General features: G+C 65.3%; 13 protein-coding genes. 5 read left to right on the top strand and 8 right to left on the bottom strand.

The window, feature by feature from the left end; translation table 11 throughout:
* The first annotated feature begins 22 nt into the window (after positions 1-22).
* The gene (locus ACOOHP_RS20495) at positions 23-1,720 is read left to right on the top strand and encodes an OmpA family protein (RefSeq protein ID WP_420468328.1); all 1,698 of its coding nucleotides are present in this window, start codon (positions 23-25) and stop codon (positions 1,718-1,720) included.
* Between the two features lie 135 nt (positions 1,721-1,855).
* Entirely contained in the window at positions 1,856-2,278 is a 423-nt protein-coding gene (locus tag ACOOHP_RS20490) for an SRPBCC family protein (protein WP_420468327.1), read from the top strand.
* 44 nt (positions 2,279-2,322) lie between these two features.
* Here the strand turns inward: ACOOHP_RS20490 and ACOOHP_RS20485 are convergent, their stop codons facing one another.
* Entirely contained in the window at positions 2,323-2,811 is a 489-nt protein-coding gene (locus ACOOHP_RS20485; protein ID WP_420468326.1) for a DUF2505 domain-containing protein, read from the bottom strand.
* Between the two features lie 68 nt (positions 2,812-2,879).
* Complete coding sequence (locus ACOOHP_RS20480) at positions 2,880-4,250, bottom strand: DUF1329 domain-containing protein (RefSeq protein WP_420468325.1); 1,371 nt, start codon at positions 4,248-4,250, stop codon at positions 2,880-2,882.
* 162 nt (positions 4,251-4,412) lie between these two features.
* Between ACOOHP_RS20480 and rfbA the strand changes: the two genes are divergently transcribed.
* A complete protein-coding gene (rfbA, locus tag ACOOHP_RS20475) occupies positions 4,413-5,288 on the top strand; it encodes a glucose-1-phosphate thymidylyltransferase RfbA (protein WP_420468324.1) in 876 nt (291 codons plus the stop codon).
* 13 nt (positions 5,289-5,301) lie between these two features.
* Here the strand turns inward: rfbA and ACOOHP_RS20470 are convergent, their stop codons facing one another.
* Genes ACOOHP_RS20470 through ACOOHP_RS20460 form a run of 3 tightly spaced genes read right to left on the bottom strand, consistent with a single transcriptional unit; the run spans position 5,302 to position 8,431 of the window.
* Entirely contained in the window at positions 5,302-6,180 is an 879-nt protein-coding gene (locus tag ACOOHP_RS20470; protein WP_420468323.1) for a CpsD/CapB family tyrosine-protein kinase, read from the bottom strand.
* Positions 6,177-7,571: a Wzz/FepE/Etk N-terminal domain-containing protein gene (locus tag ACOOHP_RS20465; protein ID WP_420468322.1), complete on the bottom strand. Its 1,395-nt coding sequence runs from the start codon at positions 7,569-7,571 to the stop codon at positions 6,177-6,179. Before ACOOHP_RS20465 ends, ACOOHP_RS20470 begins: the two co-directional genes overlap by 4 nt.
* Positions 7,571-8,431, bottom strand: a complete 861-nt coding sequence (locus ACOOHP_RS20460) for an SLBB domain-containing protein (protein WP_420468321.1) — start codon at positions 8,429-8,431, stop codon at positions 7,571-7,573. Before ACOOHP_RS20460 ends, ACOOHP_RS20465 begins: the two co-directional genes overlap by 1 nt.
* 190 nt (positions 8,432-8,621) lie before the next feature.
* Between ACOOHP_RS20460 and clpB the strand changes: the two genes are divergently transcribed.
* Entirely contained in the window at positions 8,622-11,228 is a 2,607-nt protein-coding gene (clpB, locus tag ACOOHP_RS20455; protein WP_420468320.1) for an ATP-dependent chaperone ClpB, read from the top strand.
* A 204-nt stretch (positions 11,229-11,432) separates the two neighbouring features.
* On the opposite strand, the gene ACOOHP_RS20450 is transcribed toward clpB, so the two are convergent.
* Genes ACOOHP_RS20450 through ACOOHP_RS20440 form a run of 3 tightly spaced genes read right to left on the bottom strand, consistent with a single transcriptional unit; the run spans position 11,433 to position 14,161 of the window.
* Positions 11,433-12,347: a phosphatase PAP2 family protein gene (locus tag ACOOHP_RS20450; RefSeq protein ID WP_420468319.1), complete on the bottom strand. Its 915-nt coding sequence runs from the start codon at positions 12,345-12,347 to the stop codon at positions 11,433-11,435.
* A gap of 51 nt (positions 12,348-12,398) precedes the next feature.
* Positions 12,399-13,208: a metallophosphoesterase family protein gene (locus tag ACOOHP_RS20445; RefSeq protein WP_420468318.1), complete on the bottom strand. Its 810-nt coding sequence runs from the start codon at positions 13,206-13,208 to the stop codon at positions 12,399-12,401.
* Positions 13,205-14,161, bottom strand: coding sequence for a diacylglycerol/lipid kinase family protein (locus ACOOHP_RS20440; protein WP_420468317.1), 957 nt, complete (start codon positions 14,159-14,161; stop codon positions 13,205-13,207). Before ACOOHP_RS20440 ends, ACOOHP_RS20445 begins: the two co-directional genes overlap by 4 nt.
* Before the next feature lie 117 nt (positions 14,162-14,278).
* On the opposite strand from ACOOHP_RS20440, the gene ACOOHP_RS20435 reads away from it, so the two are divergent.
* Positions 14,279-15,109, top strand: coding sequence for a UDP-2,3-diacylglucosamine diphosphatase (locus ACOOHP_RS20435; RefSeq protein WP_420468316.1), 831 nt, complete (start codon positions 14,279-14,281; stop codon positions 15,107-15,109).
* Positions 15,110-15,131 lie beyond the last annotated feature (22 nt).

The raw sequence follows: 15,131 nt of genomic DNA, 5'->3' as shown, positions 1-15,131 counted from the left end.
TCGAGATGCGCTGATCAAAAGCGTGATCGGCGTCAGCATGATGGGCTTGTCCGGTGTCGTGGCAGCGCAATCGCAGCCCGGCTGGTATTTCGGACTGGAAGGGTTCTATTCGGATGTCGAGGACATCGACGGCACGCTAAACGTCACCACGCCCGAAACCGGAACGCCCAACACCTGCATTCTGCCCATCGACCTGCTGGGTCTGGACTTGGAAGCGCTTGGCCTGTGCGTGATCGGCTCCAACGAGGTCACCACGCCAGGCACGTCGACGCTGTTCAATTCCAGCATCGCGATGGACGACGGCTTCGGCGGAGGGTTCTCGTTCGGTTATCTCTTCGATGGCGGCCTGCGCCCTGAACTGAATCTTCGCTATGCCGAGAACGACGTCAAATCGTTCTTCACCAACGGTATCGAGTCGGGCTCCAACAACGCGTCGCTCAAATCTCTGCGCCTGATGGCCAATGTCTGGTACGACATCGACCTCGGCAATTTCGCGCCCTATTTCGGCGGCGGTATCGGCATGCAGAACACCGAGCTGGCCAGCTCCGGTACCGATGCCGACGACGACACCGTGGCGTATCAGGCCGGTGGCGGTATCGCCTACTGGTTCGGCAACTTCACCGCACTGTCGCTGGACTATCGTTTCATCTCGGCCGAGGAGCCTTCCTTCGGCGTGACCGATGCGCTCACCGGCGTGCGCACCGAACGCGAGGGCGAATACAAGGCTCATAACATCGGCGCCAGCTTCCGCTATGCCTTCGGCGGCCAGTTCGCCGACTCCGACGGCGACGGCGTGATCGATCGCAAGGACAAATGCCCCAACACGCCGGAGGGCGTGCAGGTCTACTCGGATGGCTGCCCGATCGACCTGGACCAGGATGGCGTGCCCGACTACCTGGACAAGTGCCCCAATACTCCGCCCGGCTCGCCGGTGGACAGCAACGGCTGTCCCATCGACTCCGACGGCGACGGCGTACCCGACCACCTCGACGAATGCCCCGGAACCCCGGCCGGCGTGGCGGTGGATGGCAAGGGCTGCCCAGTCGATGCCGACGGTGACGGCGTACCCGACTATCTGGACAAGTGCCCCGAAACCGCCCCAGGCACCGCAGTGGACGCCGCAGGCTGCCCCATCGCCGATAGCGATGGCGACGGCATCCCCGATCACCTCGACAAGTGCCCGAACTCCGATCCGAGCATCAAGGTCGGCCCGGACGGCTGCCCGCTGGACAGCGATGGCGACGGCATTCCCGACCACCTCGATGAGTGCCCGCGGACCCCGCCCGGTCTGAAGGTGCTGCCCAACGGCTGCGCGCTGGTCGGAGACTGCCGCACCCCGCGCGCCGGTGAAGCGGTAGATGCCAACGGTTGCGCGCTGGACCAGCGCTTCATCCTGCGCGGCGTCAAGTTCGAATTCGACTCCGACAAACTCACCGTCGGTGCACAGAGCATCCTCAATGACGTCGCCGACACCTTGGCTGCGTATCCGGACGTGTCGGTGGAGGTGCAAGGCCACACCGATTCGCTCGGCACCGATGCCTATAACCTAGGCCTGTCCGAGCGTCGCGCCATCGCGGTCAAACGTTACCTGACCGGCCGTGGCGTCAACGGCGATCGCATGCGACCGCAGGGTTACGGCGAGTCCGCGCCGATCGCCGACAACAACACCGAGGAAGGCCAGGAAGAGAATCGTCGCGTGGAGTTCCGCGTGACCCCCTGATCGGCCCGCGTCCGATCCCAAAAGCCCGGCGGCGACCCCGTCGGGCTTTTTGTTGCCTGCGGCGGGGTCTGCCATATCTTTTACAGGCCGGCTGAACCTTGCACACTGAGGCTCCAAACCAAGAGGAGATACGCCATGGGATACGCTGCACAAACAGCGAAAACGCTTGCCCTGTCACGTCAGAAGGTTTTCGCCCATCTGGTGGATTTTGGCGGCGTCGGCAAACTGCTGCCAGACGATGTGGAGTCGGTGCAGTTGCGTGGTGAAGGGATCGGATCGGTGCGCAGCATCCGTCTCAAGGGCGCCGACGGCGCGCTCGAAGAACGACTCGAAGCCGCGGTGGACGAGCACGTGATGTCGTACTCGCTGATCGTCAACACTGTGCTGCCGGTGGAGAATTACCACGCCGTGGTCGTGCTCACCGACGCGCCGGGCGGCGGATGTCACATCCAGTGGAGCAGCAACTGGGTTGCCAAAGGCGCACCCGAGGCCGAAGTCCGCGCCATGCTGGAAGGGCTCTACGGAAAGCTCATCGACGGCATCGAACGCGTCGGTTAGCGGCGCTGAGCCGCTGTGCTGTGCTGCGCCAGCGCAGCGGCAGCTCAGTAATCCAGAATGATCCGGCGCGACACTTCCATGTCGCGCCGGGATTTGAGTTTGATGTCCTCGGCCAGCGCGGCGGCAATTCTGCCACCCACCAGCGGGATGCGACAGTCGACCGACCACGACTGGATGTTGACTCCACGACCCTGCTCGTCCACTACTTTCATGTCGGCGCCGACCTTGACCGGCGCGCCGCTGATGACGATGTCCAGTCGCCCGGTGCGCGTAGCCGGATCCCAGGTATCGCGCTGAGTGAGCTTGACGGTACTGCCGAGTATCTTCCTGGCCACCTCCGGGATCGGCGCATCCGAATTCATCACCAGTCGATACTCCACCACGAAGCACTCCGCGGTGCTGCTGTGCTCCAGCAATTCGCACTCCAAAGCACCAACCGCCTCGTACTTGCGGTCGAAGAACGCGCGGTCGGTGTACATGCGCATGACCGTCTCAGCGGGCTGCTCAAAGGTGTGGCGCTCTTCGAACTTCATCACGGATCTCGCACAAGAGACCGCCGGCACAAGGCCGGCGGCGTAACGCTGCTTCTGTAGATGCGGTCCTATTTGGTGGACGACTTCTGCACCGAGGCGGAAGTGAAGTAATCGCTCGGGAAGGTGGTCAACAGGTCGTAGGGCTTGTCCTCGTTGATCGCCGCAGTGATGAAGTAGCGACCGGAGTTGAAGTGATAGATGACTTCAGGAATGGTCGACGAAGCCTGAATGTTGTGGGCGAAAATCAGATGACCTTCCTGGAACTGGTAGAGCTGATCGCGGTTGTCGTAGGCGTCCACTGCCACGATGTTCCAGCCATCCTCGTCGATGTAGAACACGCGCTTCTTGAAGGTGTGGCTGGTGCCCGGACGGATATTGGACTCCACCACCCAGACGCGGTGCAGTTCGTAGCGAGGCAGATCCTGGTTCAGATGGCGGGGCTTGACCAGATCCTTGTACTGGATGGTGTTGCCGGCGATCTTGTTGGAGTTGTAGGCGACGTACATCTCGCGCTTGCCGAGCAGCTTCCAGTCGTAACGTTCGAGCACGCCGTTGAACATGTCGACCTGATCGTAGAACTGGTGACCGTCGGTCCCCTCGTAGGGGTTGTCGCAGCACACGGTGGGCGCGCGACGGATACGTTTGAGGCCGGGCGAGTACAGCCAGGCTTGCCGGCCTCCGGCACCGGTCCCGGCTTTCTCGTGCACCAGGATGTAGGTGCCGGCCAGACGCGGCGGCGCCACGGTCTTCGACAGATACCGCAGGAACTCGCCGGAGTCCTTGGTCAGCGGCACCGGATTCTTGATCGAGGCATAGCCGAAGGTCACGTCCTCCACGATCTTGGTCAACTGATAATCGCCGCTGGTCTGCACGATCATCTGGTTGTTGTAGCGGGTGGCGTTCTCGCCGCGCCACTTGAGCTTGTGATTCCACATGGGCTCGGCGCCTGTCTGCGGAATCGGGAACGGAAAGCCCTGCTTGCAGTTGTCCGGCGAGTCGACGCCGATCATCTCGCAGCTCGTCGCATTCTCCTTGGTGGCGGCATAGATCTCGTCCGGCCACGACACCACACGGTGACTGGGATAGACGTTCATCTTGTACGTGTCGAACGTTTCCAGCAGGTACTGGTGCCCGCGGGTGAGCTTGTCGCGATACTCCTCAAGGTTGGCCTTGGTGATGGCAAACAGCGGCTTCTCGCCGTCGATCTTGGGATCGTTGGGGTATTCGCCGGACAGCGGCCCCCGACGCGCAGCGGGTGTCCATTCGGGAATGGTGCCATCGGCGTTGCCGGCCTTCTCCGCACCCACCGGGGTCAGCGTCTCGCCCAGCTTGGCCGCTTCTTCCGGCGGGACCTTGGCCGACAGCGGCGCGCTCGAACAAAGCGCAAACACAACGGCCCAGCCGGCTATCCACTGCTGTCTCATCAGCTTGCTCCTCATCGATAAATCCGTGGTCCGGACGGCGCCGGACGTTCGTTCAATTGCAATTCTACCCGCGTTCGGCGCGCACGGCGCTCGCCCGGCCGATCCATGGTCGATACGAAATCGACCACAAGTATGCTTTCATCGGAGATCACCACGAAGCGCACGGGTACCCCTTCGATGAAAGGCATCATCCTGGCCGGCGGATCCGGCACCCGCCTGCACCCGCTGACGACTGTGGTGTCCAAGCAGCTGCTGCCGGTTTACGACAAACCGATGATCTATTACCCGCTCGGCACGCTGATGCTGGCAGGCATCCGCGAGGTGCTGGTGATCTCCACGCCGCGCGACACCCCGCAGTTCGAAGCCCTGCTCGGGGATGGCCAGCGCTGGGGTCTGCACATCAGCTATGCGGTGCAACCGGCACCCGAGGGTCTGGCGCAGGCTTTCCTGATCGGAAGGTCGTTTGTCTCCGACAGCCCCTGCGCGCTGATCCTGGGCGACAACCTGTTCTTCGGCCATGATCTCGCCGAGCGATTGCAGCGCGCCGCCGGCCGCCGCCACGGCGCCACCGTATTCGCCTATCCGGTGCAGGACCCAGAGCGTTACGGGGTGGTCGAGTTCGACCGCAACGGATGCGCCATCGGCATCGAGGAAAAGCCAACCCATCCACGCAGCCGTTATGCCGTCACCGGCTTGTATTTCTACGACGCCCAGGTCGTCGCCGTGGCGCAAACCGTCCGCCCCTCGGCGCGCGGCGAACTCGAGATCACCGACGTCAATGCCCATTACCTAGCCGAAGGGACGCTCAGCGTGGAGAAAATGGGGCGCGGCGATGCCTGGCTCGACACCGGCACCTTGGAGTCGCTGATCGACGCCGGCCAGTTCGTGCAAACCCTGGAAAAGCGCCAGGGACTCAAGCTGTGCTGCCCGGAAGAAATCGCCTGGCGTCAGGGCTGGATCGACGATGCTCAACTGACCGCATTGGCCCAGCCGCTGCGCAAGAGCACCTACGGTGAATATTTACTGCGGCTGCTGGACGATCCGGTTTACTGAGCCCTCACACGGCTCAGAAATTGTTCAGTACCGCGCCTACCACGGTCGCCCGGGCGGACCCCAGGCGCTGGATCATGTCGCGCATTGGCGCCATGCGGGATTGGTGCTTGCGCGACACCACCAGCACCCGCCCGGCGTAGGTCGCCACCGCCAGTCCGTCGGAGTAAAGCGAGGTCGGTGGCGTGTCCAGGATGATGTGGCGATGCCGCCGTTTCCAGCCGAGCAGCAGTTCGCCCAGTATCGGATCGGATAACAGCTCCAGCGGCGTTGCGGCCTTGGAGCCGGCGGTGAGCAGCGAAAGGCTCGGCAGCCCGATCACGGGCTGCAAGGTCGGTGCCCGGCCCTGCGCCAGCGCCTGCGCCAGGCCTTCATGGTTATTCGCCCCGAACAGATGGTGCTGCCCTGCCTTGCGCAGATCGCTGTCGACCAGCAGGGTCGACTGTCCCAACTGCGCAAACGAAACCGCCAGCTCCGCCGCCAGCCGCGATCTGCCGTCGCCCGACGCAGCGCTCATCACCACCAGCACGTTGGCCTCGCCTGTCGGCGCTCTGACCAGCAATTCGGTACGCAGCGCGCGGATGTTCTCGGCAAAGGAATCGAAAGGGTCCTGCGCGCTCGTCAATGCGGTCGCAGGACGTACCGCGTGGGTCGGCTGGGCCCGTTCGACCGGATTTCCCGACAGCACCGCATCAAGATCGGCCTGCGCGATCAGCCCCAGGCGCATCGCCGCCTCGATGAAGCCCAGGCCCAACTGGTCCTGTACCAGAGCAACCCGGCGCAAGTCGTCCTTGCTCAGCCCGCCACGGCGGGCCAAGGCCGCGGACAGATCCGAAGGCTCCGGTGGCGGCTTTTCCGCAGCCGCTTCCCGCGCTGGCGGCGACGGCGTGTTCAAGCCCGGCGCAGCTCGATCAGCACCGGCAGGCCCAGATCGCTTTCCAGGTCTTCGCGGCAGCGCACCCGCCGGTTGAGTAGCTCGTAGAGCAGGCATCCGCCGCCCGCCAGCATTCCGCCCAATCCCACCGCCAGAATGATCTTCTTGCGGCCGCCGGGCATGTGCTTGGTCGGCGGCGTGGCGCGATTGATGATGTTGACGTTGTTGGCGGCCATCTGAGTGCCGAACTGGGCACGCTCGAACGAATCCATCGCCGCCTGATACACCTTGGTTGCCGAGTCCAGGCCCTGCAACAGACTGGAGCCCTCGTCCTGCAGTTTTCGCGTGCTCATGACCTTGCCGCGCTGTGCCTCCAGCTGTCGCCGCAGATCCGCCTCGACCGCTGCCAGCGCCTCCACCTCGGCACGTCCGCTGCTCACCTGGACCTGCATCTCGCGATCGAGCTGCTCGCGCAATTGCAGGCTTTCGGCACGCAGCGCCACCATCGATGGGTGTCGCGGACCCAGGCTCTCGGCCAGCTCGGAGGTCTCGGCTTCCTTGGCCTGCAACTGCGCCTTGAGGCTTTGCACCAGTGGCGAGCTGACCACCGCGGCGTCGCCCTGGCGCACGCGCCGCAGGCGGAGCTCGGCGTCCTGCCGTCGTGCCGAGGCCTCGCTCAGCCGGCGCTCCATGTCGGCCAGGCGCGCGCCTTCGGAGTCCACACCACCCAGGCTGACCAAGCCGGTGCGCTGACGGAATTCGGCCACCTTGGTCTGCGCGGCCTCGACATTGGCGCGCAGGGTCTCGATCTGCTCGCTATAGCGCGCAATACGCTGCTTGACCGGTTCCACAATCTGCCGCAACTGCGTGTCCACGTAGGAGTCGGCGACGGCATTGGCAATGGTGGCGGCCATCACCGGATTGCGGTCTTGCGCATACAGATAGATGAAGCGTGTGCCCTGCCCCGGGTAGATGCTCAGTCGGGTATTGAGCACGGTCGCAGCATGGCGCTTGACGCTCTCGGGCGAGCCATCGCCGCTGTAGCCGGCCAGGAAATCCTTGTTCTCGTGCAGGCGCAGACTCTCCACCACCGTCCCCAGTGTGGAGGGCTCGCGCATCAGTTCGATCTGCGTGGAGATGAACCCCCAGCTGTTGGAGTCCGCCAGTTCGCCGGCGGAAATAGAATCGTTGCTGGCGAAGGCCACGAACAGCGTTGTCCTCGCCTGGTAATTCTTGGGGATGACGTACTTGACCAGCCCGATGGCGATCACCCCGAACAGGAAAGGCACCGCGACCAGCACGTAGCGATACGCCCACAGAATCACCCACAATTGCTTGAGCGACATCACCGGCGCGAATAGATCGCGATCGCGCGGCGAGTCCTGTGCGGCGTAGAGGTCGAGCGCGCTCATCAGAACAAGCGCTCCTTGACGTTAATCACGTCGTCGGCCTGGATGGCGTCGTCTAAGTCCAGCGACAGGGTCTGCAGTTCGCCGTCGGCGGTCTTGCGTTTGACCTCGATACGGCGGCTCGACCCCCGTGGCGTCAGGCCCCCGGCCATGGAGATCGCCTCGATCGCGGTGAGGTGCGGACGCAGGACGTAGGAGTTGGGCGAACGCACCTCGCCGTAGATGTAGAACAGGCGCGCCCGCGGCACGATCAGCGTATCGCCTGCACGCAGCTCCGCAATCGGCCCCGAACCGGTTTCGAACACGCCGGCGAGATCGATTTCAAGACGCTGCGTGTCCTCGCCTGCCCGCCGCAGCACGAACACTTTCTGGGCGCCGACTTCCTTGATTCCCCCCGCCTGCGCCAAAGCGTCGAGTACGGTGGTGCGGGTATCGATGGGATAGCGCCCGGGCTTGACCACCTCGCCAAGGACGCTGATCTGCTGGCTACGCAAACCCGCAAGCACGATGTTGACCTGCGGGTCGACCAAGAACTGGCCCTGCCGGTAGGCCGTCGCCACCCGTTCGGAAGCCTGCGAAGGTGACAGACCGGCGACCTGGATCGGTCCGGCCAGGGGTACGTCGATCTCGCCACGATCCGAGACGTAGACCGTGGTAGTCAGCTCCGGGCGACCGAACACGTTCACCGTCACCACATCACCCGGTGCCAGGCTCACGGTCGCCGGATCTGCAACGACTGGTGTGGGCTTCTGCAACGCAGGTCCCGGGCTTTGGGCCGCGGTTGTCATCGCCAGGGCGGGCAGCAGCGCAAGTGCCAGCATGCGGCCTATCCACAGCGGGAGCATTGCGCGTGATCGGCTCATCGGCAATCCAGTGCTCCAGGCCCTATCGAACGGATTTTCCTGGAGGGTGGGCAGAATAACAGATGGTTCAGGAGGCTCGACCCCTGGCCGTGGGCGCTGCGAGCCCTGCGGGCGCTGCGGGCGCTGCCGCGCACCTTGAATCGGGCACTGGCGGCGCCATCAACAGCCCATTGCCATTTCGAGTTCACCCATGCGTGCCGACAAGCTCACCAGTCGTTTTCAGGAGGCCCTGGCCGAGGCGCAAAGCCTGGCACTGGGCCGCGATCATGCCGCCATCGAACCGATTCACGTGTTGTCCGCGCTGCTCGCGCAGGACGGCGGCAGCGTGCTTCCTCTGCTGCAGACCGCCGGCGTCAATTCGGATCTGTTGCGCTCGCGCCTGGCGCAGGCGCTGGAACGGCTGCCGCGGCTCGGTCAGGCCACGGGCGACATCCAGGTGTCGCAGGATTTGACCCGACTGCTCAATCTGACCGACAAGCTGGCGCAGCAGCGCGGCGACCAGTTCATCTCCTCGGAGCTTTTCGTCCTGGCAGCGACCCAAGACAAGGGCGCTGCAGGCGAGGCGCTGCGGGCGGCCGGGGCGCGCAAGGAAATGGTCGAACAGGCCATCGAGCGCGTGCGCGGCGGTCAGAAAATGGACTCGGCCAATGCCGAGGACCAGCGCCAGGCGCTGGAGAAGTACACCATCGATCTCACCGAGCGCGCACGCAAGAGCAAGCTCGACCCGGTGATCGGCCGCGACGAGGAAATCCGCCGGGTCATCCAGGTGCTGTCTCGGCGCACCAAGAACAACCCGGCGCTGATCGGCGAACCGGGCGTGGGCAAGACCGCCATCGCCGAAGGGCTGGCCCAGCGCATCGTCAACGGCGAGGTGCCGGAGTCGCTCAAGAACAAGCGCCTGCTGACGCTCGATCTTGGCTCGCTCATCGCCGGCGCGAAGTACCGCGGCGAGTTCGAGGAGCGTCTCAAGGCCGTCCTGACCGACCTCGCGAAAACCGAGGGCCAGGTGATCCTGTTCATCGACGAGATCCACACCCTGGTCGGCGCGGGCAAGGCCGAGGGCGCGATGGACGCCGGCAACATGCTCAAGCCTGCGCTCGCGCGCGGCGAGCTGCACTGCATCGGCGCGACCACGCTCGATGAGTATCGCAAGTACATCGAGAAGGACGCCGCGCTCGAACGCCGCTTCCAGAAGGTGTTCGTCGGCGAGCCGAGCGTGGAGGACACCATCGCGATCCTGCGCGGGCTCAAGGAGCGCTACGAGGTCCACCACGGCGTGGACATCACCGACGGTGCGCTGATCGCGGCGGCCAAGCTGTCGCATCGCTACATCACCGATCGCAATCTGCCGGACAAGGCCATCGACCTGATGGACGAGGCCGCCTCGCGCATCCGTATCGAGATCGATTCCAAGCCGGAGGCGCTGGACCGCCTCGATCGTCGCCTGATCCAGCTCAAGATCCAGCGCGAAGCGCTGAAGAAGGAAGAGGACGAGGGTGCCAGGCGCTCGCTCGCCGAGCTGGAAAAGGACATCGCGAAGCTCGAACGCGAGTACAGCGATCTGGAAGAGCGCTGGAAGGCCGAGAAGGCCAGCGTCGCCGGCAGCGCGAGCGTGAAGGAAGAACTGGAGCGTGCCCGCGCGGATATGGAAGCGGCGCGCCGCGCAGGCGATCTCGCGCGCATGGCTGAACTTCAGTACGGCCGGATTCCCGAGCTGGAACGCCGCCTCGCGGCCTCGCCCGCCGATGCGCCGAAGCCCGAGGGCAAGCCCGGCGAGCAGAAGCTGCTGCGCACCAGTGTCGGCGAGGAAGAGATCGCGGACATCGTCGCGCGCTGGACCGGCATCCCGGTATCCAAGCTCATGGAGGGCGAGCGCGAAAAGCTGCTGCGCATGGAAGATGCGCTGCACGAGCGCGTGGTCGGCCAGGACGAGGCTGTGACCGCGGTGGCCAATGCGATCCGCCGCTCACGCGCCGGCTTGTCCGATCCGAATCGCCCGATCGGCTCCTTCCTGTTTCTCGGTCCCACCGGCGTGGGCAAGACCGAGTTGTGCAAGGCACTCGCGGCCTTCCTGTTCGATACCGACGAGGCGATGGTGCGCATCGACATGTCCGAGTACGGGGAGCGCCACAGCGTCGCGCGCCTGATCGGCGCGCCGCCGGGCTATGTCGGCTACGAAGAGGGCGGCCAGCTCACCGAGTCCGTGCGTCGCCGCCCCTACTCCGTCGTGCTGCTCGACGAGGTCGAGAAGGCGCACCCGGAAGTGTTCAACGTGCTGCTGCAGGTGCTCGACGACGGCCGCCTCACCGACGGCCAGGGTCGCACGGTGGACTTCCGCAACGCGGTGATTGTGATGACGTCGAACCTCGGCTCGCAGCTGATCCAGGACATGCTGGGCAAGGACGGCACCCGCTTCGATTACGCCGCCATCAAGGAGGGCGTGATGACCGTGGTCGGCACGCATTTCCGGCCCGAGTTCATCAACCGCATCGACGAGGCCGTGGTGTTCAGCCCGCTGGGCTCGACGCAGATCCGCAGCATCGCGCGCGTGCAGACCGAGCGTGTGGCGCAGCGCTTGCGCGAACGAAGTATCGAATTGTCGTTCGGCGATCAGGCACTGGACCTGCTGGCCCAGGCTGGTTACGACCCGGTATACGGCGCGCGGCCGCTCAAGCGCGCGATCCAGGCGCTGGTTGAAAACCCGCTGGCGCGGTCGATACTCGACGGTCGCTTCGGCGCCGGCGATCGAGTACAGGTGCGGGTTGACGAGGGAGCGCTGAGGTTCGAACGCGGCTGACCGTAGGGCTGGCGCCACCGCCTCGCGTCGGCACTCGTTCGCGCAATTCTTGCCGCGGTGGCGCCGGTCGGGAGCACGTCATCGGGCAGGGCTGCGATCCGCGGCCCGGCTCGTGTGGCTGGCTACGCAGCCGCACAGAAGCATCGGCCTGCGCGAGTCTGGCCTCACAGGCAGTCGCGCGACGAGGATTCCCCCTTACGGTCGTCACCCGCCGCCCGCAGGACCACGATCAGCCACCGCCAGGGCGCGCCGATGCGCGCGGATGAGGCGCGCGGCGGCAATGCAGACCACCAGCCAGCCCGCGGCGACGACAAACCCTGCCAGTACGTCGCTGAAGTAATGAACCTGCAGCACCACGCGGCTGTAACCGACCGACAGCACCACCGCCGCCGTGCTCAGAGCGATCGGCACATGCCATAGCCCGGGCGTGGCGCGGATCAGCAGATAAGCCAGCATGCCGTACACCGCCATGGCGCCGGAGGCGTGGCCGCTGGGAAAACTGTAGCCATGCGCCAGCGCCACGCCGTGGTCGTGCAACGGCCGGTCGCGCGCAAAAATCCATTTCAAGAGGCGCGTCATCAGCCCGTTGCCGGCGACGGCTGCAATCCAGGTCACCGCCAGCAGTCGCCGGCGGCGCCACAGCAGCAGCGCAGCCACACCGATGCAGATAACGGTCTGCACCTCCACGTCGGCCAGGCGTGTGATCCGCGCAAAGCCCTGCAGCAGCTCGGGTGATGCGCTGGCCGCCAGTTCGGCGGCCAGCGCGCGATCGAAGCGCCCCATGCCCTCGTCGATGCCGATCTCGTCGGCCAGGGCGAAGAATGTCGTGGCGGCTCCCAGCGCCAGCGCGAAACCGAACAGCAGATCCAGCAGCAGGTAACCGCCGGCGGTCGCCGCCGGCGCCTCGATACGCCCCAGTGCGGGGAACCGCTGCAGCAACGAACGCAGCCGCGGATGTCGCGCCAGCCGCTGCCAGCGATACAGCAGGCTGCGCCACAACGGCTGGCGCAGCCGCTGCAGCACCAGGCTGAGCAGCCAGACCAACAGCATCAGCGGCAACACCGCGGCGATCAGCACTTCGACGGGGTGTGCCGCCACCCAGCGGGCAAGGTCTTGCATGCCGCGATGGTCGCCGAGCCACGACAGACCCGACAAGGGCGCAGGTACCGATCAGCTGCGTTGTACCGCCAGATCGTCGCGCTGCACACATTCGAAGTGCCCGGTGGCTACCGTGTGGTCCCAGCGCTCCACCACGCAGCGCGGCGGCAAACCACCGGCGTAACGCAGAAGATTGACCGAGTTGGGCGCTTCGGCCCGCACGCGCGCAGATACCGCGGTGCCAGCTTGCACGCACCAGGCGCGTCGTTTCAGCGCCGCGAAGCGCTGCTGCAGCGGCCGTACGAACGGCAGATGGATGTGCCCGCCCATGAGCAGATCGGCGCCCGCTTCAACCCAGGTCTGAGCGGCCTCGGCGTGACCGTGCAGCAGGTCGTGCTCGTCCTGCGCGCGCGGCACGTCCACCGGCTGATGGGTCACGACCACCCGTAATTGCCGGGGCTGCGCCTGTCGCAGCCGTGAGGCGACGCGCTCCACCTGCGCTGGCGAGACCTCGCCATCGCAGTGGCGTCGACGACGCGTGGTCTTGACCGCGATCGCCAACAAGTCGGGAGTGTCCAGCACCGGCTCCAGCTGGTGTCCGAACGCGCGACGGAAACCGGCATACGGATCGAACAGGCGTCTCCACAGGTTGAATAATGGAATGTCGTGATTCCCGGGCAGCGCCAGCACCTGCGGGATCGCCAGCTCGCGCACGAAGCGTTGCGCGGCGTCGAATTGCGCACGACGTGCCCGCTGGGTGATGTCGCCGGACAACACCAGCACCCCGGGTTGCTGCTGCCGCACCAGCTCGCACAGCGCCTGCAGTATCTGAGGGCGTTCGGTGCCGAAGTGCGGATCCGAAATCTGCAGCAGCACGTTCATGCCGCATCCGGCTCCGGCAACGGCTGCGGCAGCGGCTTGAGCAGCATCAGCGGCGTGTCCGCCACCGCGAAGCGCAGCGGCGCACCCAGGGTCAGGATTTCGCCGTCCACTGCGACCTTGATGCGGCGGCGACGACCCACCGCCACGGTCAGGTCGCGGGTGGGCAGGCGCAAGATATTCTCGGTCTCGCCCAGGCGACCGAGCGCGCCGCGCATCGCCAGACCCAGCAAGGCCACGGTGCCGATCGCGCGCACCACCAGCGCCACCAGCCGGCCCTGCTCCACCAGCGGCGCCTCGTCCACGCCCAGACGATCCAGTTGCAGGCGGTTGTTGCCGACGAACAGAGAAGGCGTGCGCACCGATCGCATGCGCCCGTCCTGGTCAAGGCGCAGGCGCAGCTGCCGATGTTCGCGGAACAGGCTGCGCAGGCCGGCTCCTGCGGCGACCAGGCGGCTGCGACCCAGTTGCGCCTTGAAGGCTTCGCGGTCTTCCAGCAGGTTGGAATACAGGCCCAGGCTGGCGTTGACGAGGAACACGTGATCGTTGACCTTGCCGGCCTGTACCGGCTGCGGCAACCCCCGGATCAGCACCTGCGCGGCCTCGGCAGGCTCCAGCGGAATACCGTGGGTGCGCGCGAACAGGTTGAATGTGCCGAGCGGGATCACGCCAAACACGCAACCGCTGCCGAGCACGGCCTGAGCGACACCATTGATGGTGCCGTCGCCGCCGGCCGCCACCACCACACCGTTGCAATCCTGCGCCTGCCGCACCGCGCGGCGGGCCGCATCGACGATGGTCTGGCTGCCTTCGGGCGAAATAAAACGGTGCGCACGGCCGGCCTGTTCGAAGACCTCGCGCAATGCGTCAACCGTGCGCTCGGTGTCCCGGTTGCCGGAGCGGACGTTGATGACGATGAACAGGGGCGGATTCGGATCGATCGGTTCGGTGGGCATCGCCCAGCATAAGCGAGCGCAGCTGTCACGAGACGGTCATACCGGCTTCACAATCGCTTCAAGGCGCCCCTCCATGCTCATCGAATGACCAATGACGACATCGAGGAGGCCTAGACCGTGGCCAGGAAGAACGAAAGCAAGCTCAAGAAGTACCGCACCATCTGGATTTCCGACGTCCATCTGGGCACGCCCGGCTGCAAGGCCGAACATCTGGTGGACTTCCTCAAGCACACCGAGTGCGAGAACCTCTACCTGGTCGGCGACATCATCGACGGCTGGAAACTGCAGGGCGCGTGGTTCTGGCCGCAGGAGCACACCAACGTCGTGCGCAAGGTGCTCACCAAGGCCAAGCGCGGCACCAAGATCTGGTACGTCACCGGCAATCACGACGAGTTCCTGCGCAAGTTCGTCGGCTTCGGCCTGGCCATCGGCAATCTGCGCGTGGTCAACGAACACGTGCACCACACCGCCGACGGCCATCGCCTGCTGGTCACTCACGGCGACGCCTTCGACGTCATCACCCGTTACCACCGCTGGATTGCGCTCATCGGCGACACCGCCTACGACCTGACGATGCGCGCCAACCACCGCTTCAACCAGCTGCGACGCCTGCTGGGCATGCGCTACTGGTCGCTGTCGGCATTTGCCAAGAACAGCGTGAAGAACGCCGTCAACATCGTGTCGGAATTCGAGGAAAGCGTGGCGCGCGAATGCCGCCGCCGCGGCCTCGACGGCGTGGTCTGCGGCCACATCCATCACGCCGAGATTCGCGACATCGATGGCGTGCAATACCTCAACAGCGGCGACTGGGTGGAAAGCTGCACCGCCCTGGCCGAAGATTTCAACGGCCGTATCCAGGTCATCCGCTGGGTGCAGGTGGACCACCTGCACGATTCGCCCAAGGTCACGCCGCTCAAGCGCGCGGCGGTGCGCAAGGCAGCCGCCTGAGCCGAATCGCGGGGCGCCCTGG

This window comes from Panacagrimonas sp., from assembly GCF_965216805.1.
GTDB lineage: Bacteria > Pseudomonadota > Gammaproteobacteria > Nevskiales > Nevskiaceae > Panacagrimonas.
Note: the sequence above shows the minus strand (reverse complement) of the source record. Positions and strands in the feature narration are given on the sequence as shown.

What these genes read in the sequence shown, in the direction of transcription:
- ACOOHP_RS20460 (WP_420468321.1), bottom strand. Translation starts at nt 8,431, where the DNA reads ATGAGCCGATCACGCGCAATGCTCCCGCTGTGGATAGGCCGCATGCTG.
- rfbA (WP_420468324.1), top strand. Translation starts at nt 4,413, where the DNA reads ATGAAAGGCATCATCCTGGCCGGCGGATCCGGCACCCGCCTGCACCCG.
- ACOOHP_RS20450 (WP_420468319.1), bottom strand. Translation starts at nt 12,347, where the DNA reads ATGCAAGACCTTGCCCGCTGGGTGGCGGCACACCCCGTCGAAGTGCTG.
- ACOOHP_RS20445 (WP_420468318.1), bottom strand. Translation starts at nt 13,208, where the DNA reads ATGAACGTGCTGCTGCAGATTTCGGATCCGCACTTCGGCACCGAACGC.
- ACOOHP_RS20485 (WP_420468326.1), bottom strand. Translation starts at nt 2,811, where the DNA reads ATGAAGTTCGAAGAGCGCCACACCTTTGAGCAGCCCGCTGAGACGGTC.
- ACOOHP_RS20440 (WP_420468317.1), bottom strand. Translation starts at nt 14,161, where the DNA reads ATGCCCACCGAACCGATCGATCCGAATCCGCCCCTGTTCATCGTCATC.
- ACOOHP_RS20465 (WP_420468322.1), bottom strand. Translation starts at nt 7,571, where the DNA reads ATGAGCGCGCTCGACCTCTACGCCGCACAGGACTCGCCGCGCGATCGC.
- clpB (WP_420468320.1), top strand. Translation starts at nt 8,622, where the DNA reads ATGCGTGCCGACAAGCTCACCAGTCGTTTTCAGGAGGCCCTGGCCGAG.
- ACOOHP_RS20490 (WP_420468327.1), top strand. Translation starts at nt 1,856, where the DNA reads ATGGGATACGCTGCACAAACAGCGAAAACGCTTGCCCTGTCACGTCAG.
- ACOOHP_RS20480 (WP_420468325.1), bottom strand. Translation starts at nt 4,250, where the DNA reads ATGAGGAGCAAGCTGATGAGACAGCAGTGGATAGCCGGCTGGGCCGTT.